17 protein-coding genes are annotated in these 23,126 nt (G+C 63.2%); 9 read left to right on the plus strand and 8 right to left on the minus strand.

The features are described 5' to 3' along the window. Positions 1 to 52: 52 nt before the first annotated feature. Both NKH43_RS29295 and NKH43_RS29300 read left to right on the plus strand, forming a co-directional pair. Positions 53 to 1,627, plus strand: coding sequence for a trimethylamine methyltransferase family protein (locus tag NKH43_RS29295; RefSeq protein ID WP_023719938.1), 1,575 nt, complete (start codon positions 53 to 55; stop codon positions 1,625 to 1,627). A gap of 89 nt (positions 1,628 to 1,716) precedes the next feature. Beyond that, positions 1,717 to 2,403, plus strand: coding sequence for a hypothetical protein (locus NKH43_RS29300; protein ID WP_352590155.1), 687 nt, complete (start codon positions 1,717 to 1,719; stop codon positions 2,401 to 2,403). Between the two features lie 45 nt (positions 2,404 to 2,448). Here the strand turns inward: NKH43_RS29300 and NKH43_RS29305 are convergent, their stop codons facing one another. Next, on the minus strand, positions 2,449 to 2,733 hold the full coding sequence (locus NKH43_RS29305; protein ID WP_352861064.1) for a hypothetical protein: 285 nt from the start codon (positions 2,731 to 2,733) through the stop codon (positions 2,449 to 2,451). A gap of 304 nt (positions 2,734 to 3,037) precedes the next feature. Here NKH43_RS29305 and NKH43_RS29310 point away from each other — a divergent pair, with 304 nt between their 5' ends. After that, positions 3,038 to 3,598 (plus strand): RNA polymerase sigma factor, encoded by a 561-nt coding sequence (locus NKH43_RS29310; RefSeq protein ID WP_352861066.1) that lies wholly within the window; start codon positions 3,038 to 3,040, stop codon positions 3,596 to 3,598. Positions 3,599 to 3,600: 2 nt separating this feature from the next. Further along, complete coding sequence (locus tag NKH43_RS29315) at positions 3,601 to 5,721, plus strand: vWA domain-containing protein (protein WP_352861068.1); 2,121 nt, start codon at positions 3,601 to 3,603, stop codon at positions 5,719 to 5,721. Between the two features lie 147 nt (positions 5,722 to 5,868). Here the strand turns inward: NKH43_RS29315 and bmt are convergent, their stop codons facing one another. Then, positions 5,869 to 6,885 carry a betaine--homocysteine S-methyltransferase gene (gene bmt, locus NKH43_RS29320; RefSeq protein ID WP_023719944.1) on the minus strand — a complete coding sequence of 339 codons (1,017 nt, stop codon included), beginning with the start codon at positions 6,883 to 6,885 and terminating at the stop codon, positions 5,869 to 5,871. An 88-nt stretch (positions 6,886 to 6,973) separates the two neighbouring features. Then, positions 6,974 to 7,816: a helix-turn-helix domain-containing protein gene (locus tag NKH43_RS29325; protein WP_352861070.1), complete on the minus strand. Its 843-nt coding sequence runs from the start codon at positions 7,814 to 7,816 to the stop codon at positions 6,974 to 6,976. A gap of 228 nt (positions 7,817 to 8,044) precedes the next feature. Between NKH43_RS29325 and NKH43_RS29330 the strand changes: the two genes are divergently transcribed. Together NKH43_RS29330 and NKH43_RS29335 are read left to right on the plus strand one after the other, a co-directional pair. Beyond that, the gene (locus tag NKH43_RS29330; RefSeq protein ID WP_352861072.1) at positions 8,045 to 9,055 is read left to right on the plus strand and encodes a fatty acid desaturase; all 1,011 of its coding nucleotides are present in this window, start codon (positions 8,045 to 8,047) and stop codon (positions 9,053 to 9,055) included. An 83-nt stretch (positions 9,056 to 9,138) separates the two neighbouring features. Next, positions 9,139 to 9,939 (plus strand): phosphate/phosphite/phosphonate ABC transporter substrate-binding protein, encoded by an 801-nt coding sequence (locus NKH43_RS29335; RefSeq protein ID WP_352861073.1) that lies wholly within the window; start codon positions 9,139 to 9,141, stop codon positions 9,937 to 9,939. A gap of 109 nt (positions 9,940 to 10,048) precedes the next feature. Here NKH43_RS29335 and NKH43_RS29340 read toward each other — a convergent pair whose 3' ends face one another. From NKH43_RS29340 to NKH43_RS29360, 5 genes are all read right to left on the minus strand, one after another. Then, a complete protein-coding gene (locus tag NKH43_RS29340; protein ID WP_352861092.1) occupies positions 10,049 to 11,362 on the minus strand; it encodes a M24 family metallopeptidase in 1,314 nt (437 codons plus the stop codon). Between the two features lie 25 nt (positions 11,363 to 11,387). Further along, positions 11,388 to 12,959 (minus strand): glycosyltransferase family 39 protein, encoded by a 1,572-nt coding sequence (locus tag NKH43_RS29345; protein ID WP_352861075.1) that lies wholly within the window; start codon positions 12,957 to 12,959, stop codon positions 11,388 to 11,390. Between the two features lie 86 nt (positions 12,960 to 13,045). Beyond that, the gene (locus NKH43_RS29350) at positions 13,046 to 15,631 is read right to left on the minus strand and encodes a GcvT family protein (protein ID WP_352861077.1); all 2,586 of its coding nucleotides are present in this window, start codon (positions 15,629 to 15,631) and stop codon (positions 13,046 to 13,048) included. Further along, positions 15,628 to 16,113 (minus strand): endonuclease domain-containing protein, encoded by a 486-nt coding sequence (locus NKH43_RS29355; RefSeq protein WP_352861078.1) that lies wholly within the window; start codon positions 16,111 to 16,113, stop codon positions 15,628 to 15,630. Before NKH43_RS29355 ends, NKH43_RS29350 begins: the two co-directional genes overlap by 4 nt. A 130-nt stretch (positions 16,114 to 16,243) precedes the next feature. Beyond that, positions 16,244 to 17,821 (minus strand): trimethylamine methyltransferase family protein, encoded by a 1,578-nt coding sequence (locus NKH43_RS29360; protein ID WP_352861080.1) that lies wholly within the window; start codon positions 17,819 to 17,821, stop codon positions 16,244 to 16,246. 210 nt (positions 17,822 to 18,031) lie between these two features. Between NKH43_RS29360 and NKH43_RS29365 the strand changes: the two genes are divergently transcribed. The 3 genes from NKH43_RS29365 (at position 18,032) to NKH43_RS29375 (ending at position 22,977) form a co-directional block, all read left to right on the plus strand. Further along, complete coding sequence (locus NKH43_RS29365; protein WP_352861082.1) at positions 18,032 to 19,192, plus strand: MFS transporter; 1,161 nt, start codon at positions 18,032 to 18,034, stop codon at positions 19,190 to 19,192. Positions 19,193 to 19,287: 95 nt separating this feature from the next. After that, positions 19,288 to 21,357 (plus strand): prolyl oligopeptidase family serine peptidase, encoded by a 2,070-nt coding sequence (locus NKH43_RS29370; protein ID WP_352791992.1) that lies wholly within the window; start codon positions 19,288 to 19,290, stop codon positions 21,355 to 21,357. 240 nt (positions 21,358 to 21,597) lie between these two features. Next, positions 21,598 to 22,977 carry an aspartate aminotransferase family protein gene (locus NKH43_RS29375; RefSeq protein ID WP_352861084.1) on the plus strand — a complete coding sequence of 460 codons (1,380 nt, stop codon included), beginning with the start codon at positions 21,598 to 21,600 and terminating at the stop codon, positions 22,975 to 22,977. Positions 22,978 to 23,126: the final 149 nt, after the last annotated feature.

Below are 23,126 nucleotides of genomic sequence, written 5' to 3' on the forward strand. Positions count from 1 at the left end.
AGAGCCCGGCCAAAGCAAATCAGGCCAGAACGAAAGCCAGGGAAGAACGATTATGAGTGAGAACGCGCCGGTCGATCAGGAAGCGTCAAACGCACGGCGCGGGCGCGCTGCCAGCGGTGGCGCCGCAGCGCGCCGGGCTGCACGTTCGGGCGGCGGCCCCGGTACACAGCTCACCTATATCAAGCGCAAGATCAACGTCTATGAAGTGCTGGACGAGGAAGGCCTGGCGCTGATCGAAAAGAACACCGACACGGTGCTGGAAGAGATCGGCATCATCTTCCGCGACGACGCCGAGGCACTGCAGCTTTGGAAAGAGGCGGGCGCCGACGTCAAGGGCGAGCGGGTGCATTTCCCCAAGGGCCTCTGCCGCTCGCTGTTGAAGACCGCTCCGTCCGTCTATACCCAGCACGCCCGCAACGGCGAGCGCTCGGTGCAGATCGGCGGCAACGCGACCGTGTTCGCGCCGGTCTATGGACCGCCCTTCGTGCGCGATCTCGACGGCGTCAGGCGCTACGCGACGATCGAGGATTTCCGGAATTTCGTAAAACTTGCCTATATGGCGCCATCGATCCACCATTCGGGCGGCACGGTTTGCGAGCCGGTCGACGTGCCGGTCAACAAGCGCCATCTCGACATGGTCTACAGCCATATCAAATATTCGGACAAGCCGTTCATGGGCTCGGTGACCGCGCCCGAGCGCGCCGAAGATACGGTGGCGATGGCCAAGATCGTGTTTGGTGACGATTTCGTCGAGAACAACACGGTGTTGACCAGCCTGATCAACGCCAACTCGCCGATGGTCTTCGACGAGACCATGCTGGGAGCGCTGAAAGTTTACTCGCGCCATAACCAGGCGTGCATCGTCACGCCGTTCATCCTTGCCGGCGCGATGAGCCCGGTGACGGTCGCCGGCACACTGACCCAGGTTTTGGCCGAGGTTCTGGCCGGGGCGTCGTTCACACAGCTGATCCGGCCGGGTGCGCCGGTACTGTTCGGCACCTTCGCCTCGTCGATCTCGATGCAGTCGGGCGCGCCGACCTTCGGCACGCCGGAGCCGTCGCTGGTCTCCTATGGCGCCGCCCAGCTTGCTCGCAGGCTCGGGCTGCCGTTCCGCACCGGCGGCTCGCTTTGTGCTTCGAAAATCCCCGATGCGCAGGCGGCCTATGAGAGCGCCAACACGCTGAATTCGACGATCCTCGCCGGCACCAATTTCGTGCTGCATTCGGCCGGCTGGCTCGAGGGCGGGCTCGCCTCCTGCTACGAAAAGTTCATGATGGATATCGACCAACTCGGCATGACGCAGAAGTTCTCCGAGGGTGTCGACCTGTCGGAAAACGGTCAGGCGATGGATGCCATCCGCCAGGTGGGTCCGGGCAGCCATTACCTCGGCTGCGATCACACCCAGGCCAATTTCCAGACCGCGTTCTACCGCTCCAACATCGCCGATAACAATTCCTACGAGCAGTGGCTGGCCGAAGGCGAAAAAACCGCGCCGCAGCGCGCCAACGAGCTCGCCCGCCGCTGGCTGGAGAGCTACGAGGCGCCTTATCTCGACCAGGGCATCGACGACGGGCTGAAGGACTTCATCGCCAGGAAGAAGGCGTCGATGGCCGACGCCTTCACCTGAAAGGAGCCCGAATCAGGCGGGGCTAAAGTCGCCAACATCATCCACAAGGAAGTCTGGCGGAGCGCCTTCTCCGACCCGGACAAGAAGGGATGATTCTCGAGCGCGGCATGGTCGAAACCATCGCGGCCGCGCTTTCCGCCCACGGCCTCATCCTGCGCGGCGGCTTCAATTTTGCGGGCGGTGAGGGGACACCTTCCGGTCTCTCCGGCGCCGCCGCCAGATCCGTCCTGCTGGTGGGGCAGGCAGGCGCCGCACCTTGGCCGCACTTCCTGCGCTGGTTGGAGAAACAGTCACAGCCGATCGACGATCCGCTCGACAGATGGTCGCGCGGAGTGATCGGCGCTGTGGCCGAAAAATTCGGGGCACGCGCGGTGTCACCGTCCGACAGGCCTTATCTGCCGTTCCAGCAATGGGCGATGCAGGCGGAGGGGCTGAAGCCGTCGCCGCTCGGCATCCTCATGCATCCGCAATACGGGCTCTGGCATGCCTATCGCGGCGCGCTGTTGTTCGAGAACGAGATTGCGCTCCACGAACGTCGCGACGTGATTCACCTTTGCGACACATGTTTGGAAAAACCTTGCCTGAAATCCTGTCCGGTCGCGGCTTATTCTGCGGATGGTTTTGTGCATGAAACCTGTCTGGCGCATGTGCGTGGGCAAAACGGCGGACCTTGCCGGACCGGCGGCTGCCTTGATCGCAACGCCTGTCCTTACGGCATCGATTATCGCTATCCGGCCGAGGTTCAGGCCTTTCACATGGCAGCATTCGCGCGCTAGCCAGACAAGACCCCGCTGCACGCAAAGACGTCGACCGTTCCGATCTCAGGATTTTTGGCCGAAAGCCAGCCCCGCCGCGTGAAAGAGACCCATCAGCAGCACCCCGATGGCACCAGAGACCAACGAGACGATGGGATACTGTGCGAAGTTGGCCCCGTACGCGAAGAGGGTTGCCACCACGAAGCTCGCCCAGCCGGCTATCAGATTGGGCACGGCGGAGTTACCGAAGACGCACGGGTAGGAACCCTTGGTTATCCCACTCACGAAATGTGGGACGCCATTGGCGCCAAAAACACCCGCGAAAAAAGCAAGGAATGCCGTCAGCCCCATATGAGCTCCGTCCCTTGGCAAATTGAAGCGCGCCGTTCACTTCAGGCCGCCATAGCATGGCAGGCAGTCGGCGAAATTGTGCACAAAGCCAGCGTAAAGCAACCCCGATACGCATTTGTGAACGTGGCGGCTCCACATAGTGCCTTCGATGCAGCCGGCGCCGAACGCCACTGGAAGCGGCTGACGATGCTGTTTGCGGAGACGCTCGGCCAAGGCGCGCCAACCATTACGACGTGACTGCCCGCCAAAAAATTCTTCCCATCACCCAAGGAATCGCCATTAGCCTTCGTCCAACAGGCAAATGATGGCGATGATGCTGGACGAAAGCGAAGCCTCCGACGCCGAATTGATCGGACGGGCGAAGGGCGGAGACCGGGGTGCTTTCGGCAAGTTGCTCGAAAGGCACTATGGTTTCGTCTATGGCGCCGCCTATCGCTGGTGTGGAAAAAAGGCCGACGCCGAGGATATCGCCCAGGAAGTCTGCGTCCGGCTCGGCCGCGCGATCCGCGACTATCACGGCAGCGGTGCCTTCACGACGTGGCTCTACACCATGACGCTGAATGCGGCGCGCGACATGATGCGCAAGACCGCCCGCGATACGGCCAAGACCGAGGCCTATGGCGCCTATGCGCTGATTTCGGGGGAAACCTCGTCCGAGGCGGAAGACCCGGTCGAGGCGCTCTGGGCAGCGGTGCGCAAGCTGCCGGACAAGCAGCGCGACGCGGTGCTGCTGGTCTATGGCGAAGGGCTGAGCCACGCAGCCGCCGCCGAGGCGATGGCGATCTCGGAGACGACGGTTTCCTGGCACATCCATGAGGCGAAGAAACGGTTGAAGACGCTGATGCGTTCAGCCGGGGAAGTGTGACCATGGTCGACGACAAGCAACTGAACAGGCTGCGCGATATCGCAGCACCGGCGCCTGACGCGGATGCAAAGGCGCGTGCCCTCCAGGCCGCGCTGCGCGCCTATGACATGGAAGAAAAAACTTTACCGGCCGCCCAAGGATCGGCAGGCGGGCTTCGTCTCACAGAGCGAGCACAAAGGCTCTGGAGCGAAATCATGCAAAAGAAACTCTTCGCCACGCCGGCCATTGCCGGGCTCGTTGCCCTGCCGATCGCCGGATACGCCACCATCTATATGCTTGGGGAATCCAAATTCGGCGGGCCCGAATTCGGCGGCGACGATAAGATCACCGAAACGCTGGCTGACAAGCCGGCGACCGTCAAACCGCCGGTTGTTGCCGAAGCAGATAAGCAGAAGAAGGCGGACGCCGACAGCGAAAGCCGCGACGTCGGCGAGGCGCTTGTGGCGCCGACATCGCCGCCGAAAGCGGAATCGACCGCGGTCGGCGGGTTGACGCAGCAGGATGTGCTCACCCGCAATGCACCCGAACCGGCGCAGAGCGGCGAGTTTGCGCTGGATGGCGGTGCAAACTCCGTGGCTCCGGCAGTCGATGGTGGCGCGCGGGTCGGACGCATGCCTGGCACGGTTGCCGAGTCCAAGCTGATGGCACAGCAGCCTGCCGCTGCGCCGGCCGACCAGATGCTGCCGCGAGAGGAAAACCGTGACCGGGTCGAGGATTTCAAGACCAATCCGGTGCATGCCGCACTCGAAGACCCGGTCTCGACGTTCTCTATCGATGTCGACACCGCTTCCTATTCCTTCGTCCGGCGCTCGCTGAAGGAAGGTTTTATCCCGCAGGCCGATACGGTGCGCGTCGAGGAGATGGTCAACTACTTCCCCTATGACTGGAAAGGCCCGGACTCCGCCTCGACGCCGTTCAACTCGACCGTCAGCGTCATGCCGACTCCGTGGAACGAGCACACCAGGCTGATGCATGTCGCCATCAAGGGTTTCGACGTGAAGCCGGCCGAGCAGCCCAAGGCCAATCTGGTCTTTCTGATCGATGTGTCGGGCTCGATGAACGAGCAGGACAAGCTGCCGCTCCTGCAGTCGGCCTTTCGGCTGCTGGTCAACAAGCTGAGACCCGACGATACCGTCTCGATCGTCACCTATGCGGGCGATGCCGGTACCGTGCTGGAGCCCACCAAGGCTTCGGAAAAGGACAAGATCCTCGCTGCCATCGACAACCTGACATCCGGCGGCTCGACGGCAGGCGAGGCGGGCATCAAGGAAGCCTACAGGCTGGCGCAGAAATCCTTCGTCAAGGACGGTATCAACCGGGTGATGCTCGCCACCGATGGTGATTTCAATGTCGGCCAGACCGACGACGACGACCTGAAGCGGCTGATCGAAAAGGAGCGCAAGACAGGCGTGTTCCTGTCGGTGTTCGGCTTCGGCCGCGGCAACCTGAACGACCAGATGATGCAGACCATCGCCCAGAACGGCAACGGCACCGCCGCCTATATCGACACTTTGGCGGAGGCCGAGAAGGTGCTGGTCGAGGATGCCTCCTCGACACTGTTCACCATTGCCAAGGACGTGAAGATCCAGGTCGAGTTCAACCCGAACAAGGTCTCGGAATACCGGCTGATCGGCTACGAGACCCGCGCCTTGAACCGCGAGGATTTCAACAACGACCGCGTCGACGCCGGCGAGATCGGCTCAGGCCATTCGGTCACCGCGATCTACGAGATCACGCCTAAGGGCAGCGGCGGCGAACAGATCGATCAGCTGCGCTATGGCCAGGCCTCGGTGAACAATGGCGGTGTCGCCAATGCCGACGAATATGCCTTCGTCAAAATCCGCTACAAGCTGCCGAACGAGGACACTTCGAAGCTGATCACCACGCCGGTGACGTCAGCCAACGAGGTGGCGTCGTTCGACCAGGCCAGCACCGACCAGCGTTTCTCCGTTGCCGTCGCTGCCTTCGGCCAGAAGCTGCGCGACGAGGATGCGACCGCGAAGTTCGGCTACGACAAGATCATGGAGATTGCCACCGCCGCCAGAGGAGCCGACCCGTTTGGGTACCGGTCCGAGTTCCTCTCGCTTGTGCGCCTTGCCTCGGCGCTCGGCGGTAACCGGTAGTGGCAATGATGGCCGGTTTCTTTCAGATGGGATCGTTCTGACAGGGGGAACCGGCCTACGGGCGGGTGAGGCAGGCCGGCGAGGGAAACCTTGCCGGCCTTTTTTCGTGGCTGCACCGCTTCGCGGACCGCGTCGCAGCCGAAAGCGTCAGGCGCGTCCGCGGCGCCGTTCGCGGCGGGCTTCGCTGGTCTCGGCGACGTTGACCGTCGCCTGCTTGTTGCGCATCGGGCCGATGCGTTCGACGATCTGCTCGACGGTCGGGCGATCCGACCTGGTGTGCGCATCGAGCGCCTTGCGCATGGCGGCAAGGTGCTGGAACGAGGTACCGCAGCAGCCGCCGACGATCTTGGCGCCGGCATCGACGGCCAGGCGCACATAATCGGCCATCAGCTCGGGCGTGCCCGAATAGTAGATCTCGGCACCGCGAAATTCGGGGATGCCGCAATTGCCCTTGACGATCACCGTTGCCTCGGGCTTCGCCTCGGTCATGTCGAGCAGCGAAGCGAGAATATCGGAGGCGCCGACACCGCAATTTGCGCCGACACCGAGCGGCGTCTGCGACAGGCCGTCGACGACACCGTGGATGTCCTTCGGCAGCAGCCCCATCATGGTGCGGCCGGCGGTGTCGAAGGAGCCGGTATAGGTATAGGGCAAGCCGACGCGGATGGCGGCTTCGGCGGCGGCACGGATCTCGTCCGGCGCCGACATGGTTTCGATCCAGGCGACTTCGGCGCCGCCGGCCTTCAGGCCCTCGATCTGCTCGGCAAAGGCCTCGACCGCCTCGTCATAGGTCATGGCGCCGAGCGGCACCAGCAATTCGCCGGTCGGGCCGACTGAGCCGGCCACGATCACCTTGCGGCCGGCCTTGCCGGCGACGGCGCTTGCGATCTCGGCGGCGCGCTTGTTCAGTGCGTGGACGCGGTCCTGCGCATGGTGCAGCTTGAGCCGATGGCGGGTCCCGCCAAAAGAGTTGGTCAGGATGATGTCGGCGCCGGCATCGACAAAGTTCTGGTGCAGGCTGGTGATGGTGTCGGGCGCGGTCTCGTTCAAGAGCTCAGGAGCCTCTCCGGCCTCAAGGCCCATCGCGAACAGATTGGTGCCGGTGGCGCCATCGGCGAGCAGGACGCCCTTTTCGGCAAGCAGAGCGTCGATCGGATTGGTCATGTGAAATACGCCTTCCCGGAAGAATAACTGAGATAAGGATATAAAGAATTCTTTATGTGCCGTCAATGTCGACACGGAGAGCAACCGGTCAAAATCGCATCTCCGCCAGCTTTCGTGTGAAGCTGGCCGCTTCATGCGCGTTGACGTCCGCGGCACGGATCAGATTGTCGAAATGGCTGGTCAGGATGCGGATCGGCTGCGTGGCGTTCAGCACCAGATACATGTCGCCGACGTAAATGGCTGCGCGATAGGGCCCGAAGATGGTGTACGGGATCGAATAGCGCATCCGCCCGTCATAGAGAAACAGGCGGAAGGTGGGATAGAGGTCGTCGAGTAGCGTCGCCATGTGCAGGAGCTGCTGGTGGCGGTCGGCCTCCGGAAAGCGGTCCCACACGCCCAGCCCGCGCGCGAAGATCTCCAGCGTGTGGCGCGGCATACAGACTTCCATGTCGGTTTCGGGCCGTCGGTTGTAGTCGATGCGGTACTGCGTTTCGCCGGCCTGTGCCTCGCGGCTCTTGTTGGCGATGACGGCTTCATAGTCGACAAGCGCCTCGGTGCGCAGAAGATCGGGAATGCCGGCCGGCACGTAGCGGATTTTCGTTCCCGCCGCCTCGGCATGCCAGCGAGCCAGCAGCGTGCGGTCGAAGCCGTCCGGCGCCTCCTCGATCTCAAGGCTCTCGCGGATTTCACCGGTGACGCCCTCGTCTTGGCTGAGGCCGAGCAGCCAGTCGAGCGAGACTTTGAATTCGGCGGCGATGTTGAGCAGCGTTTCGGCGCGGGGAAGGCGGATCGACGCGCCGGAGAGCAGCTGCGACAGCGCCGAACGGTCGATGCCAACCGCGGCGGCGAAGGCCGACTGGTTCAAATCGGACCTTGTCAAGAGCATTTTCAGGCGCTCGCGAAAGATCGTCGACAGGTCGCGCTTGTCCAAATCTCTACTCTCCCTGACGTGAGCAAAATTTTGCGCCGAAGCGGTCTACATGGCGTTTCGAGCGCAAATGAATCTACGAGCTTGTTTACAATAGATAACATCTGCAGCCGGAAATGCGCAATCGCAACAGTTTGTGCGCTTTATCGCGTTGCAGCAATGCAACGCTCCTGACACAATTCTGTCAGGAATCAAACGGGTTCCGGCGACTGGAAGGCAGTGGTCGATAGCATGACGAGCATGGGCAACAGGCGACATGGCGCGGCGACCATCGAATGGCCGACGGTGTTTCTCGCACTTTTCTGCTACGGCGGCTGGCTCGCTACCGGCTTTCTGCTCTGGCCATCCTACCCGCTGTTGGCGCTCGCCCTTCTGGCCCTGGTTGCGGCGCTGCAATCCTCGCTGATGCACGAGGCCCTGCACGGCCACCCAACCCGGAACGCGCGGCTGAACGAAGCCGTTGTGTTCCTGCCGATTGGCCTTGTCTGGCCGTTTCGCAGGTTCAAGACCATTCATCTGCGCCACCATGCAGACGAGCGCCTGACCGATCCGCTCGACGATCCCGAAAGCTATTACAAGGCGCTCTGGCAGCACGAGGAGTTGCCGTCGGCTATGAAGTTCCTGCTGAAGGTCAACAACACGATGCTCGGGCGTTTGGTGCTCGGTCCGTGGCTTTCCTGCATCGGCTTCTTCATCGACGACGCCAGGCAGGTTGCCGCGGGCGACAATTCCATCCGCAAGGCATGGCTGCTGCACGCGATCGGCCTCGCCGTAGTGTTGCCTGTCGTGCAGTTCGGCTTCGGCATGCCGTTGTGGCTCTACATACTGGTGCCGGTGTGGCTTGGGCAGTCGCTGATTTCGATCCGCACCTACGCCGAGCATCAATGGTCTGAACATCCGGAAGGCCGCACGATCATCGTCGAGCGCTCGCCGCTGTCCTTCCTGTTCCTCAACAACAATCTGCATTTCGTCCATCACAAGAGCCCGACGGTGGCCTGGTACAGGCTGCCGAAGCTGTTTCGCGACCGCCGCGACGAGTGGCTGCGGATGAACAATGGCTACGCCTATCCGAACTATTTCGCGCTGCTCAAGGCCTATGCCTTCAAGGCGAAGGAACCGATCGTCCATCCCGTGCTGCGGCGCATGCCGGAACCAGGACGCGCATTCAAGCCGCGCGTCAGGGCACGCAGCCTCAATGGGCTTGGCAGCGCACCGGTACCCGCCGAGCCGCCGAAGGAATGATCCTTGCGGCATTGCAGGCGCTGCCGCGCGGGCAACGCTTTCCTGACCTTGTCAATTTCCCTGCATAACGGTCAAATCCCGGCATGAGCGAATTCATTGCGGCTTTGCCGATGTACGACTGGCCGGAAGCACGGGACGAGGTCGACGCAGAATGGGCGCGGCTGCGCGATGCTTTCAGACAAAAAGGCATCGATGCGCCGGAGACGATTATCCGCCGCAATGGCGATTTGCCCCCGGTGCCTGGCGGTATTCGCGACGATCAGGGAAAACTCATCGCGCCCGATCCGGCGACATTGCCGCCGGACGAGTTGGATTTTCACCGGCTCTGGCTGCACCCGGCGCTGCTCTTTGCGCAAACCTGCTGGGGACCGATGGAACTCGGCCTGTCGCAGCGTGTCCACCTCGTCGGCCAGCCGCGCTACGACGCCTTTGAGGGCGGACAGGGCGAACTCTATTCGAGCGCCATCGTCATGAGGGCGGGCGAGGCACCGCCGGCAAGGTCGCCGGCCGACGGCGGCGCCGTCATTCCGCTCGATCAGCTTCGCGGCAAACGTTTCACCTTCAACAGCCTCGATTCCATGTCGGGCATCATCGCGCCGACACGCGACCTGCAAGCACTGGGCGAGAGTTTGGATATCTTTTCCGCGCTGAGCGAAAGCTGGGGGCACCGCGCTTCGATTGTTGCTGTTGCCGAGGGCAGGGCCGACGTCGCGGCGATCGACTGCGAGAGCTGGGCGCTGGCGCAGCGTTTCGAGCCTGCAGCGCAGAAGATGACGGTCGTCGGCTGGACAAGGCGGCGCAAAGGATTGCCGTTCATCACGGCCAGCAGGACGCCGGAAACGATCGTCGCCATGATGCGCGAGGCGATCGAGGCGCTCGCATAAAGCGCGTCGCGTCCGGTCGGCCTCATGCGACGCGCTTTAAATTCTTGTTTTACGCATGTCGTTATCGCAAAACCGCTGCACACTTTTGCGCGACATGCATTAGGTTCGCTCAGCCCCCAAGCAGCCGATTGTCGAGCGGATAGGTCGAAAGCTTCTCGTTGCCGGTGTCGGTGATCAGGATCTGTTCCTCGATCTTGACGCCTTCGTAGCCGCCAAGCCTGCCGATGTAGCTCTCGACGCACAGCACCATGCCTGACACAAGCACGCCGTCCGGCGTGTCGTCGGTCCAGTCGCCGGCATGCGGCAATGTCGGGTATTCGTCGGCCAGGCCGACGCCGTGATAGAGCACCCCGTAGCGTGCCGGGAAGCAGTCTCCCGGCGGCACCGACGAGCCCTCGACGAGATCGCGGAAGGATATGCCCGGCCGCATCAGCTCGGTGTTGTGGGCGATCTGGTCGGCAGCGATCTGAAACAGGTCACGCTGTTGCTGCGACGGCGGCGCGTCACCGCAAAGCCAGGTGCGCGACAGGTCGGCGCAGAAGCCGTAAGGACCGATCAGGTCGGTGTCGAAGGCGACGAGATCGCCGGCCTCGATCGTCCGCGACGAACACTCCTGGAACCACGGATTGGTGCGCGGACCCGACGACAGGAGCCGGGTTTCGATCCATTCGCCGCCGCGCGCGATGTTGCCGCGATGGAGTTCGGCCCACAATTCGTTCTCGGAGATGCCAGGCCTCAGCGCCTGCTCCATCTCGCCCATCGCCGCCTCGCAAGCGACGATCGCCCGGCGCATGGCAAGGATCTCGTCGGGCGATTTGATCAGCCGCGCATTTTCCATCACCGCCTCGCCATTGCCGGTCGAAATGCCGAGACGGGCGAGTTCCTCGATGCCCTCGGGGTTGATGTGATCGACCGCGATACGGCGATTGCCCCCGCCATGTTCCAATACCAGCTCGGCGATGCCGGCTGCCCAGCGGCGGACTTTTTGCTCGGTCAGCTCGCCGCTGTAGAGATACGCCCACGACACCGCCGGCCGCACCTCGTCGACGACGCCGGAATGGTCGGAAAGGTGCTCACAGGAAAAATAGTCGAACAGTACCACCGGCCCATCGGTGGCGACGAAACAATGCCTGGTCGGATTGTGCGCAACCCAGAGCTGCATGTTGGTCGCATCGGTCGCGTAGCGGATGTTGACCGGATCGTAGAGCAGGGCTCCCGCATAGTCGCGGCGCTTCAGCTCGGCGCGGATGCGCTCGAGCCGGTATCGGCGCATGGCGGGCAGGTCAGGAGCGGCAATACCCGCCGCCTGCCACTCGGCTTCCGCCAGCGCACCATAGCCCAGCAGATGCTGGTTGAGTTCAGCGGCCTTCAGGCGCGATTTTTTGCGCAGCGCATCGATCGAGTCCTCCGGCTCGAACGGCATGATCTTGCGATGATGACGGGGCCGGTCAGTCGGATTCCTGTCCACCCTCGACTCCTTCGCCAGCGCCTTCCTTGGGCGCCATGGCTCCTTCCATTCTCTTCAGTCGGACGAATGCGCCGGGCCGGGCGGACTTGTCGGTGCCACGCAACAGCGGAACCATGATTTGCCGCGGTTGGCCGTCCGGCTGATAGCCGGCCGCTTTGAGCTGGTCCAAAATGACCGGCCGCGGATCGTCGTGGTCAAGCCAGACGAGTACGGCCGGCCCCCGCATCAGCGTTTCGAAATTAGGCACTTCCTGGTCAAGTGCGACCAGTTTTTCGTCGACCAGCCGCAGGTTGCCGACCCATGCACCGTCGGATATTGCAGTTTTCACCGGTCCGTCCGCGGTCAGTTGGCGATAGAGGGCCGGGTAATCCAAGCGGATCATGCGGGAGAGGCCACTGGTCCCGTTTATCTGGACGTACCAAGTAGCGGGCGCGAGCAACACGGCGATGATCGCTCCAGCCGCGATCACCAGGAGCTGCGCATTCCTGCCGCGCGGCGCCAGCCGTTCCATAGTGGCGACGATGGCCAGCGGCAACATGAACAGGACCGGCAGCAGCCAGCGGTCCTTGACAACCGTCACGCCGGTGGCCAGCACAAGTATTGCCAGCATGGCCAAGCCGAGCGCCAAGCTGCGCCACAACAGAATTTCCCTGGCCGGACGTTTCGGGTGCCGCTCGGAGAAACGGAACTTCGCCACCCCGAAGGCCAGCGCGGAAACGAGCACCGGCAAGACCGCGAAATTGAAGGTCCCCATGACAAACTTGCCGGCGCCGACAAAGGCCGCCGCGATGCGCCCTTGTTGCGGGTCTATTCCGAACTTCTCGCCTCTCGACAATAAATCGGCGGGATGCATGAGGCTCCAATAGGTGGTTGGTGCCAGCACCAATATCGCGACCGCTATGCTGATTGCGAACTTTGGATCAAGGATGGCGCTGCGCAATTCGCGCAGCGACAGCGCTGCCGCAACAAGGGCCACCACGAGGAAGACATCGTTATACTTGGCAAGAATTGCCGCCGCCGTGGCCAGGCCAAACGCCGCATAGGCAATCATGCTACGCCGCTCGAGAAGATAGGCCATGGTGAGCAGGAGCAGCGAGCAGAAGCCGACGACGGCGACGGAATGCGACAAAGCGCGCTGCGATTCCCAGACGACCTGCGGGATCGTAAACAGGCCGAACATGGCCGCCGCCGCTGTCGCCTTGGTGTAGCCGAACCGCCGCATGGCGGCGAACACGCTGCAGGCGGCGAGGAACAGCACTGAGTATTTGACGAGCTTCAGCGTGAAGATACTGGTGCCGAAAACATGCGCGGCCAGCCAATTGATCCAGGTGTAGAGAGGTGGTTGCGAGCCGCCATATCCAGCCCAGAGATACGGTACATAGATCAGCTGCTCCGCATCGTCGATGCCGACGCCGGTTCCCGCCCAAGAGCTCAACAGGGACAGTATGATGGTCTGCAAGGCAAAATAAGCCGCGACCATGACGATCGCCGCCGGGAAGGGGCCGATCCGTCCCTCGGCCAGCCACTCGGCCCATTTCATGTCGTACTTCAAGGAAGTCTCATCGCCCCTGCCGGCACAGTTGCCGGCTGGGCTAGCATGAAGAGCGTGCTCCGCACAATGCGACCGGCTGGCTGCACCTACGTTCGCATCTTTTCGCCACTCGGGTCGAAGGGCGGCTCGACGTTGATGCGCGCCGACCGCCGGTGTCCAAGGATCTCGATCTCGAACAGCCCGGCGCTCTCGTTTTCGGCAAGCACTGCCGGTACGTAGCCTTGCGCCATCGACTTCTCGACATAATGCGCATAGCCGCCGGAGGTGACCCAGCCGACCACGCGCCAGTTGCCGTCGACAATACCGCGCACGGCAGACGCGCCTTCAGCGGCGTTCGAGCCGCGCACTTCCTTGCCGCCCGCGTCGAAGCGCGGCGCGCCATAGCCATGCGGCTTTTCTACCGTGCCGAAATCCTTGTCGCCGACCTTGGCCCAGATCGGCTCGTCGCCCATGACGTCGGCATCCGCAGCATCGACGATAAAGGAAACGCGGCGCAGCTTCGGCCCTGCCGCCTGTTCCTTGGCCGCTGCCTCGCGGCCGATGAAATCGTTCTTCTCCAGCTTGATAAAGCGGTCCATCGAACCTTCGAACGGTCCGTAGATCGGACGTAGCTCGCGGAACCAGGTCGGAAAGTTCTTTTCAAGCCGCATCGAGAGCAGGGCGCGCATGCCGAAATCAACAAGTCCGAACTCTTCGCCGGCCTCCTTGATCGCCTTGTAGACCAGACGCTGATAGGCCGGCGCCATCCAGATCTCATAGCCGAGATCGCCGGTGTAGGTGATGCGGTTGACCATGCAGGGCGCGCCGCCGACCGCCATCTCGCGGAAATCCATGAAGCGGAAGACCTTGGTCGAGATGTCGGCATCGACCAGTCTCTGCAGCAGGTCGCGCGATTTCGGCCCGGCGATGGAGAGGCCAACCAGCGTCTGGTCGAAGCGGTGGATGCGCACCTCTGACGCCCTTGGACCGTCCTTCGGCAGATGCTTCTCGAACCAGCGCATGTGATATTTTTGCGCTGCGGAAGAACCCCAGATCATGAAGCGTTCTTCGCCCGCCTTGGCGATGGTGAAGTCGCCGATCAGCCTGCCGAACTCGTTCAGCATTGGCGTCAGCACGATGCGGCCGGTCTTCGGCATGCGGTTGGTCATCAGCCGGTTGAGGAAATCCTCGGCCCCAGGTCCGGAGACTTCGTATTTGGCGAAGTTGGCGATCTCGGTGACGCCGACCCTCTCGCGGGTGGCGCGCACTTCCTCGCCGATCGCGCCGAAATCATTCGAACGGTGGAAGGACACGATGTCCTTCGGCTCCGAGCCTTTCGGCGCGAACCAGAGCGGGGTTTCGAGACCCCAGCTGTCGCCCATGACGGCGTTGTTGGCGAGCATGGTGTCGTAAAGCGGGGTCGTCTGCGCCGGTCTTGCCGCCGGCAATTCCTCGTTGGGAAAGCGGATGGAGAAACGGCGCGAATAATTTTCGCGCACCTTTGCGTTGGTATAGCGCAGCGTTGCCCATTCGCCGAAGCGCGCAACGTCCATGCCCCAGACGTCGAAGCCGGGGTCGCCATGGACCATCCAATTCGACAGCGCCAGGCCGACGCCGCCGCCCTGGCTGAAGCCGGCCATGACGGCGCAGGCGCACCAGAAATTGGTCAGGCCCTGCACGGGGCCAACCAGCGGGTTGCCGTCGAGCGCGAAGGTGAAGGGGCCGTTGATGATCTGCTTGATGCCGGCTTTCTCGATGCCGGGAAAGTGCTTGAAGCCGATCTCGAGCGACGGCGCGATGCGGTCGATGTCGGGCTGCAGCAACTCGTGGCCGAAATCCCAAGGCGTGTTGACCGGCGACCACGGCTTGCAGGCCTTTTCATAGGTGCCGAGCAGGATGCCGTTGCGTTCCTGGCGGGTATAGATCTCGCCCTTGAAGTCGAGCACGCCGATCATCTCGCGCCCGGTCGACTTGTTGAATTCCTCGACCTCCGGCATCGGCTCGGTCAGGAGATACATGTGCTCCATCGCCAGCACCGGCAGCTCGACGCCCACCATGCGACCGATCTCGCGCGCCCAAAGGCCGCCGCAGTTGACGACATGCTCGACTTTGATCGTGCCTTGCTCGGTAACGACGTTCCAGGTGCCGTCGACCTCCTGCGTCAGTTCGACGACGCGGTTGCGCAGCACGATCTCGGCGCCGAGCTTCCGGGCGGCTTTGGCATAGGCGTGGGTGGTGCCGGAAGGGTCGAGGTGGCCCTCGACTGGATCCCACATAGCGCCGACGAAATTCGTCTCGTCCATCAGCGGGAACATCGCCTTGGCTTCGGACGGCGTGATCAGTTCGGTGTCCATGCCGAGATAGCGGCCCTTCGCATGGGCGAGGCGAAGGAAGTCCATGCGCTCTGGCGTGTCGGCCATCATGACGCCGCCGGTCAGGTGCAGCGAGCAGGATTGGCCGGAAATCTCCTCGATCTCCTTGTAAAGCTGCACGGTATAGGCCTGCAGCTTGGCGACGTTGGGATCGCCGTTCAGCGTATGAAAGCCGCCCGCCGCATGCCAGGACGAGCCGGAGGTGAGCTCCGAACGTTCGATCAGCATGATGTCGGTCCAGCCGGCCTTGGCCAGATGATAGAGCACCGAGCAGCCAACGACGCCGCCGCCGATAACAACCGCTTTTGCATGAGATTTCATGAAGATAGTTCCGTTTTTGAAGAGATTGAATCGAGTGAGCGGGGCGCGAAAACAAAGCGGAGATCGAATACAGCGATGTTTTCGGCCAGCCTGCCATCAAGCGCGGCAAGAATGGTTTCACAGACGGAAGTACGATGTTTCAGGACGTCATGGCTCCAAAGACGCAGGATCGAGTAGCCTTGGGCGCGCATGAAATCATCGCGGCGGCGGTCATATGAACTGCCGGCGTGCTGTTGTCCGTCGGCTTCAACAACAAGCCATTTTTCGCGGCAGACAAAGTCTGCAAAAAAGGCGCCGATGGAGAACTGACGCGTAAAGCGATAGCCGCCAAGCTTGCGCGCCTTTAGTTCAGGCCAAAGCAGTGCTTCGGCCTGATTGTCTGCTTGCCGCAGGCTACGCGCTCGCTGGGTTGTGCCTGTTTTGCGGCGGCTGCGCGTTTCATGAACGGCTTCCCCCACTCCGTCGCCGCTTCGCGGCGCCACCTCTCCCCCCTCCGGGGGGAAAGGAAGGGCGCCAACTGGAATCGTTTCGCGCCCTTCCTCTACCCCGTCGATCGGGGGAGAGGTGTCGAGCGAAGCTCGACGGAGTGGGGGTCGACTACTCATCAGATGATCAGAAATCGGTCGGGGCGCCGCCTTCGGCCCGGCGCTTGTCGACGAAAGCGTTGAGCTCCTCGCGGATCGCCGGGTCCATATAAGGCTCTTCATAGGAGGCCAGCCGCTCCTTCCAGACGCGATTGGCTTTTTCGAGCGCGGTCGGCGATCCGGCCTCCGCCCAACTCTCGAAATTGCGCCAGTCCGAAATGATCGGCGCATAGAAGGCGGTCTTGTAGCGGTCCTGCGTGTGCTGGGTGCCGAAGAAATGGCCGCCGGGGCCGACCGACTGGATGGCGTCGAAACCGAGCGCCTCGTCGGAAAGATCGAGCGGCGTCAGGAACTCGGCGACCATCTGCAACAGGTCTATGTCGAGGATGGTCTTCTCGTAGGAGCAGCGCAGGCCGCCTTCGAGCCAGCCGGCGGCATGCATCATCAGATTGCCGCCGCCCTGGATGGCGCCCCACAGCGAGAACACGCTTTCATAGGCGGCTTGCGCGTCGACGGTGTTGGCGGCGCAGGTGTTGGAGGTGCGGTAGGGGATGTTGTAGCGGCGGGCGAGCTGCCCGCCGACCAGCTGCGCCTTCATATATTCCGGCGTGCCGAAGGCCGGCGCGCCGGACTTCATGTCGACATTCGAGGTGAAGCCGCCGTAGCCGACAGGCGCGCCCTTGCGCACCATCTGCGCGAAAGCGATGCCGGACAGCGCCTCGGCATTCTGTTGCACCAGCGCGCCGGCAATCGTCACCGGCGCCATGGCGCCCGACAGGGTGAACGGCGTCACGATGACCACCTGGCCCTTGCTCGACATCTGGATGATGCCTTCCATCATCGGTACGTCGAGCTTGAGCGGCGAATTGGTGTTGATGATGGTGAATACCGACGGCTCTGCAAGCAACTGATCGTGACTGATGCCACGTGCGATCCTGGTGATCTCGATGCCGTCGACGTTGCGCTCTTTGCCGAGCGAATAGATGTGGAACATCTTATCGGTCAGCGTGGCGAGGTCACGGATGCATTCGAGGTGGCGCACGGACGGATGGATATCGATCGGCTCGACCGGATAACCGCCCGTGCAATTCAATATGTTGTGCATCTGCGCAAGCTTGAGAAAGTTGCGGTAGTCCTGCTGGTTGCCCGGCCGGCGGCCGCGGTCGACGTCGGAGCAATTGGGTGCCGACGCCATCATCGAGATGATCAGATTATCGCCGCCGAAGCGCACATTATGCGCCGGGTTGCGGGCGTGGATGGTGAATTCCGGCGGGCAGTGCGCAACCAGTTCCAGGATCATGTCGCTGTCGAAGCGCACCCGCTCGCTGCCTTCGCGGACATCGGCGCCATGCGCCTTCATGATGCGCCGGGCTTCGTCATGCAGCACGTCGACGCCGATTTCCCGCAGCACGCGCAGAGAGGCGAGGTGGATGGATTCCAGCTCGTCGTCGGAAACCAGCCGGGTCGGCGTCAGCGGGTTCTTCAACTGGCGAAACGGCGGCTGGTCGAACGCCGCCGATCCGCCGGCACGCTTCCCCGCGCGGCCGCCGCGACGGGCGCGGTCGTTTGCCAGTGCCGGTTCGGCGGGCTGAAGGGCGGCGGTCATGATAGTCCTCGTACGCTGCGGCAATGCGGCGGCATAATGGACTGCCGGCCGTGCGGCCATTGCGGAGGCGGCGACCACTAGGACGAGGGAAGCGACATGCCGTGGGGGCAGCCGGCGGGATCGTCAGCCTCTTGATCGCGTTCCGGCTGGCGCAAGCGGTTTTCGGTGCCGGTGCTTACTGCGACGGAACCGAAACGCTAATCCTGCATCATGGACCGGACGGAACAGAACAGCGGCGAGACAGTGCAATGGGCGGCGATCACCGGCGTGATCGCCACCGTCTCGGTGTTCGCCATTGCGCAAGGGCTGAGCTATCCGCTGTTGAGCTTCATCCTGCAGCGCCAGGGCATCTCGCCGGCCATGATCGGCCTGTCGGCGGCAATGACGCCGATCGGCTTCATCGTGTCCTCACCGCTGGTTCCGGCTCTGTCGCGCCGTTTCGGGGCCGGCCGCACCGCGCTTACTTGCGCGGCACTTTCCGCGCTGGTGCTGGGGCTGATCGGCTGGACGCAAAATGTCTATCTGTGGTTTCCGCTGCGCTTTTTGATCGGTGGGGTCACCAACCCGCTCTATGTGCTGAGCGAAGTCTGGGTGATCGCACTGGCGCCGCCAGCACGCCGCGGCCGCGTCATGGGCATCTATTCGACGATCATTTCGGCGGGCTTTGCGGCGGGGCCGCTGTGCCTGCTTGCGGTCGGCACCGTGGGATGGCCGCCGTTTCTGGTCGGCATCGGCGCATTCCTGTTTTGCGGCGCCTGCCTGGCCTCTGTGCTGGTGCGGCTGCCGAGGGTCGACGAGAGCGGGCACCGGGTTTCGGTGCTGGGATTCGTGCCGCAGGCGTGGCTGCTGTTGTCGGCGGTCGTGGTGGCCGCCGGTTTCGAACAGGCAGTGCTCGCCTTGCTTCCGGTCTACGGAACGCATTACGGCATCGCCGAAGCGCGCATGTCGGCGCTGCTGTCAGTGATGATCGCCGGCAATATCGCCATGCAGGTGCCGCTCGGCCTGTTGGCGGAACGGCTGACGGCGCGGCTGGTGCGGTTCATCTGTGTGGCGGTGACGGTGCTCGGATGCGTGCTGTTGCCGGTTCTCATCGAGACGCCGCTCATATGGCCATGCGTCTTCATCTGGGGTGCGGTTTCCTACGGCATCTACACGATGTCGATCATCGAGCTCGGCGAGCGGTTCACCGGCTCGGCGCTGGTCGCCGGCAACGCCGCCTTCTCTTTGATGTGGGGCGTCGGCGGCATCGCCGTGCCGCCGCTGGCGGGCGGCGCCATGGATGTTCTTGGCGCAGGCGGCCTGCCGCTCACGCTTGGCGCAATTTGCCTGGCGCTGGCGATTGTAACGGTCATCCGAAGGCGGATGGTGTGAATGCCTGAAGTCGCCGTTCTGACGCAAATGACTTGAATATAAGCGGCCCCATATCGATCTTGGCGATGCCGACGCCCGACTCAACCGGAGACCTCATGACCAAATTGAACAGCCAGGCCCAACCGGATCCGGCGGCCGAAGATCCCTTCCTCTGGCTGGAGGGCAGGACTGACCAGCGAGCGCTCGACTGGGTTCATCGCCAGAATGAAATCACTGTCGCCGAATTGCAGGGTGACCCGTCCTACCAGGCAACGTTCCAGACCGCGCTCGACCTGATGACGGCCGAGGATAACATCGCCGTCGGGGCCGCTATCAACGGCCATGTCTATAATTTCTGGCAGGACCGCACGAACGTACTCGGCCTCTGGCGGCGCACCACCGTCGCGTCCTACAAGACCGACAAGCCGGATTGGCAGACGATCATTGACTTCGACAGTCTGGCGGCGGAAGAGGGGGTGAAATGGGTGTTCAGCGGCGCCAGCCGGCTTTACCCCGATTTCAGCCGCTGCCTGCTCAGCCTGTCGCCGGATGGCGGCGATGCCAGCGAGATGCGCGAATTCGATATCGAAAGCAGGTCCTTCGTCGAGGGTGGCTTTCGTGCTCCCGCCTCCAAATCGAACTTCAGCTGGCTGGACGAGGACACGGTCATCGTTTCCGCCGCCTTCGAGGAGGACGACAAGACCCAGTCCGGCTATCCGCGCGTGGTCAAGCTCTGGCGGCGCGGCACGCCACTGGAAGCGGCGATGCCGATCTTCGAGGCGCTGAAGCAGGATCTCGCCGCCGGCGGATCCGTCGAATTCGACGGTGACAGGCGCCACGTCTTCCTGGCCCGGACGCTCGACTTCTTCGCCTCGCACAGTTTCCTGCGGCTGCCTTCTGGCGAGAACCGGCGCATCCCGTTGCCGGACGACGTCACCGATACGGCGCTGTTCAAGGGCCAGCTTGTCTTCGGCGTGCGTACCCCGTGGACGGCGCCGGACGGCACGCTGTGCAAGCCCGACGGGCTCTATTCACTCGATTTCGAGCGCTGGATCGAAACCGGTCTGTTCGGATCCATCGATATCGTGCTCGAGCCGGCGCACCGTGTCTCGATCGCCGGCATCGCCCGCACGCAGGCCCGGCTGTTCATCAATTTGATGGACAATGTGCGCGGCAAGGTCATTGCCGGCGAGCGCAGCGACAGCGGCTGGGAGTTCAAGCCCGTTGCATTGCCCGAAAACGGCAATGTCGGCATCAGCCATGCCGAGCATTTCGGCTCCAGCGTCTCCTTCTCCTTCACCGATTTCCTGACGCCGAGCTCGATCATCTGGTCGGACGATAATGCCGCGGCGCTGGCAACGGTGAAGTCGCAGCCGGCGCGCTTCGATGCGTCGTCCCTGGTCTCCGAACAGTTCGAGGCGCGCTCGAAGGACGGCACGATGATCCCGTACTTCGTCGTCAGGCGGCGCGACCAGGACGGGCCGGTGCCGACATTGCTTTACGGCTATGGCGGCTTCGAAGTGCCGCTGCTGCCCGGCTATGCCGGCGTGCGCGGCAGGCTGTGGCTGGAGAAGGGCAATGCCTATGTGCAGGCCAACATCCGCGGCGGCGGCGAGTTCGGCCCGAACTGGCACCAGGCGGCGCTCAAGGCCAATCGCCAGAATGCATTCGACGATTTCGCAGCGGTGGCGCAAGATCTGGTCAAACGCGGCATCGCCACACCGGCCACGCTGGGCATCCAGGGCGGTTCGAACGGGGGCTTGCTGACTGGCGTCTCGCTGACGCAACGCCCGGAATTGTTCGGCGCGGTGATCGTCGACGTGCCGCTGCTCGACATGCTGCGTTACACCGAGCTGCCGCCCGGCGCGTCATGGATGGCCGAGTATGGCGATCCGGCGAAGCCGGAAGAGGCAGCTTGGCTCGCCTCCTATTCGCCCTACCAGCATGTAGACACGGATGCAGCCTATCCGCCGGTACTGCTGACGACCTCGACTGCCGACGACCGCGTCCATCCCGGCCATGCCCGCAAGATGGCGGCGCGGCTGCAGGCGGCGGGCCATGGCAAGACGCTGTTCTTCGAAGAGACCGAGGGCGGGCATGGCGGGCGCGGCGATCGGCGGCCGCAGGCCGCACAGGCGGCGATGAAGTACGTCTTCCTGCAGCGGGCCCTGACTGGCACCAATTGACCGACATCGCTTGACCGGTACGGCTTGAACTGAGGGCTGGAGGCAGCCTAAGGTACATGCATGGCTCGGCTGGCGAAATCGGGGTGCGCATTTGGGGTGGCGGTGACGCCGTCGCCGCGCACGCTTCGCGCCGAGCTGTTGCGGCTGTGCGCCCGTATCGGCTATTCGCCGCCCGCTGTCCTCTAACGAATCCGCCCCGGCGCGAAAGCTGCCGGATTGGTTCAAGAGGAAAGACCAGACATGACCTACCAGAATTATTCGCTGAAGCAGCTTCAGCAGATCGATGCCGCGCATCACCTTCATCCGTTCACCGACCACAAGGAGATGCGCGAGACCGGCTCGCGCATCATCACTCACGCCAACGGTCCGTTCATCTACGATGCCGAAGGGACGGAAATCCTCGACGGCATGGCCGGGCTATGGTGCGTCAATGTCGGCTACGGCCGCGACGAGCTTGCCGACGCCGCCTACGCCCAGATGAAGGAATTGCCCTACTACAACTCCTTCTTCAAATGCTCGACGCCGACGCCGGTTCTGCTGTCGAAAAAGCTGGCGGAAATCGCGCCAAGGCACATCAACCAGGTGTTCTACGGCTCATCCGGTTCGGAGGCCAACGACACGGCGCTGCGCCTCGTCCGCCACTATTGGGTGCTGGAAGGCAGGCCCGAGAAGAACCGCATCATCTCGCGCAAGATGGGCTACCACGGCTCGACCATAGCCGGTGCCTCGCTCGGCGGCATGGATTTGATGCACAAGCAGCTCGGCGGCGCCGTGCCCAACATCGTCCATGTGATGATGCCCTATGCCTATGAGCTGGCACTGCCTGGCGAAAGCGACCATGATTTCGGCCTGCGCGCGGCAAAAGCGGTCGAGGACGCGATCCTCGAAGCTGGCGCCGACAAGGTCGCCGCCTTCATCGGCGAGCCGGTGATGGGGGCAGGCGGGGTGAAGATCCCGCCGATGAGCTATTGGCCGGAAGTGCAGCGCATTTGCCGCAAATACGATGTACTGCTGATGCTGGACGAGGTTATCACCGGCTATGGCCGCACCGGCGAATGGTTCGCCGCACAAGCCTTCGACGTCGAGCCCGACACCATCACCACGGCCAAGGCGCTGACCTCCGGCTATCAGCCGCTGTCGGCGCTGCTTGTCGGCGACCGCATCGCGGCGACGCTGGTCGAAAAGGGCGGCGAATTCTATCACGGCTACACCTATGCCGGGCATCCGGTGGCCTGCGCGGTCGCGCTGAAGAACCTCGAGATCATCGAGCGCGAGGGCCTGGTCGAGCACGTCAGGAACGACACCGGGTCTTACTTCGCCAAGGCGCTGCAGGAACGTCTCGGCGGGCACGATCTGGTCGGCGAGGTGCGCTCGTTCGGGCTGATGGGGGCGATCGAGATCGTCAAGGACAAGACGACCAAGGAGCGCTTCCTGCCGGCCGGCAGCGCGGCGGTGATGGTTCGCGACCATGCGATTGCCCAGGGCATGATGCTGCGCGCCACCGGCGACACGATGATCCTGTCGCCGCCGCTGATCTGGACGCGCGAGACGATCGACATGGCCTGCGACCGCATTGGCAGGGCGCTCGACCTGGCCGAGGCAGATTTGCGCAAGCGGTAAGATGGAACGATCGCCGGGGGCCCGGGTATCGGGGGCCCGGCGGGTGTATGGCGCGTTTTTTGGGAGAGTTGGCCCGGCGGGGGGGTTTGGGGGGTGGCCGGCCCCCCGGGGTAACCCGCCCCCCGTTGGCCCCCTGACCGGGGCCGGGG

It is taken from the genome of Mesorhizobium sp. M1163, assembly GCF_040318415.1.
Classification (GTDB): Bacteria; Pseudomonadota; Alphaproteobacteria; order Rhizobiales; family Rhizobiaceae; genus Mesorhizobium.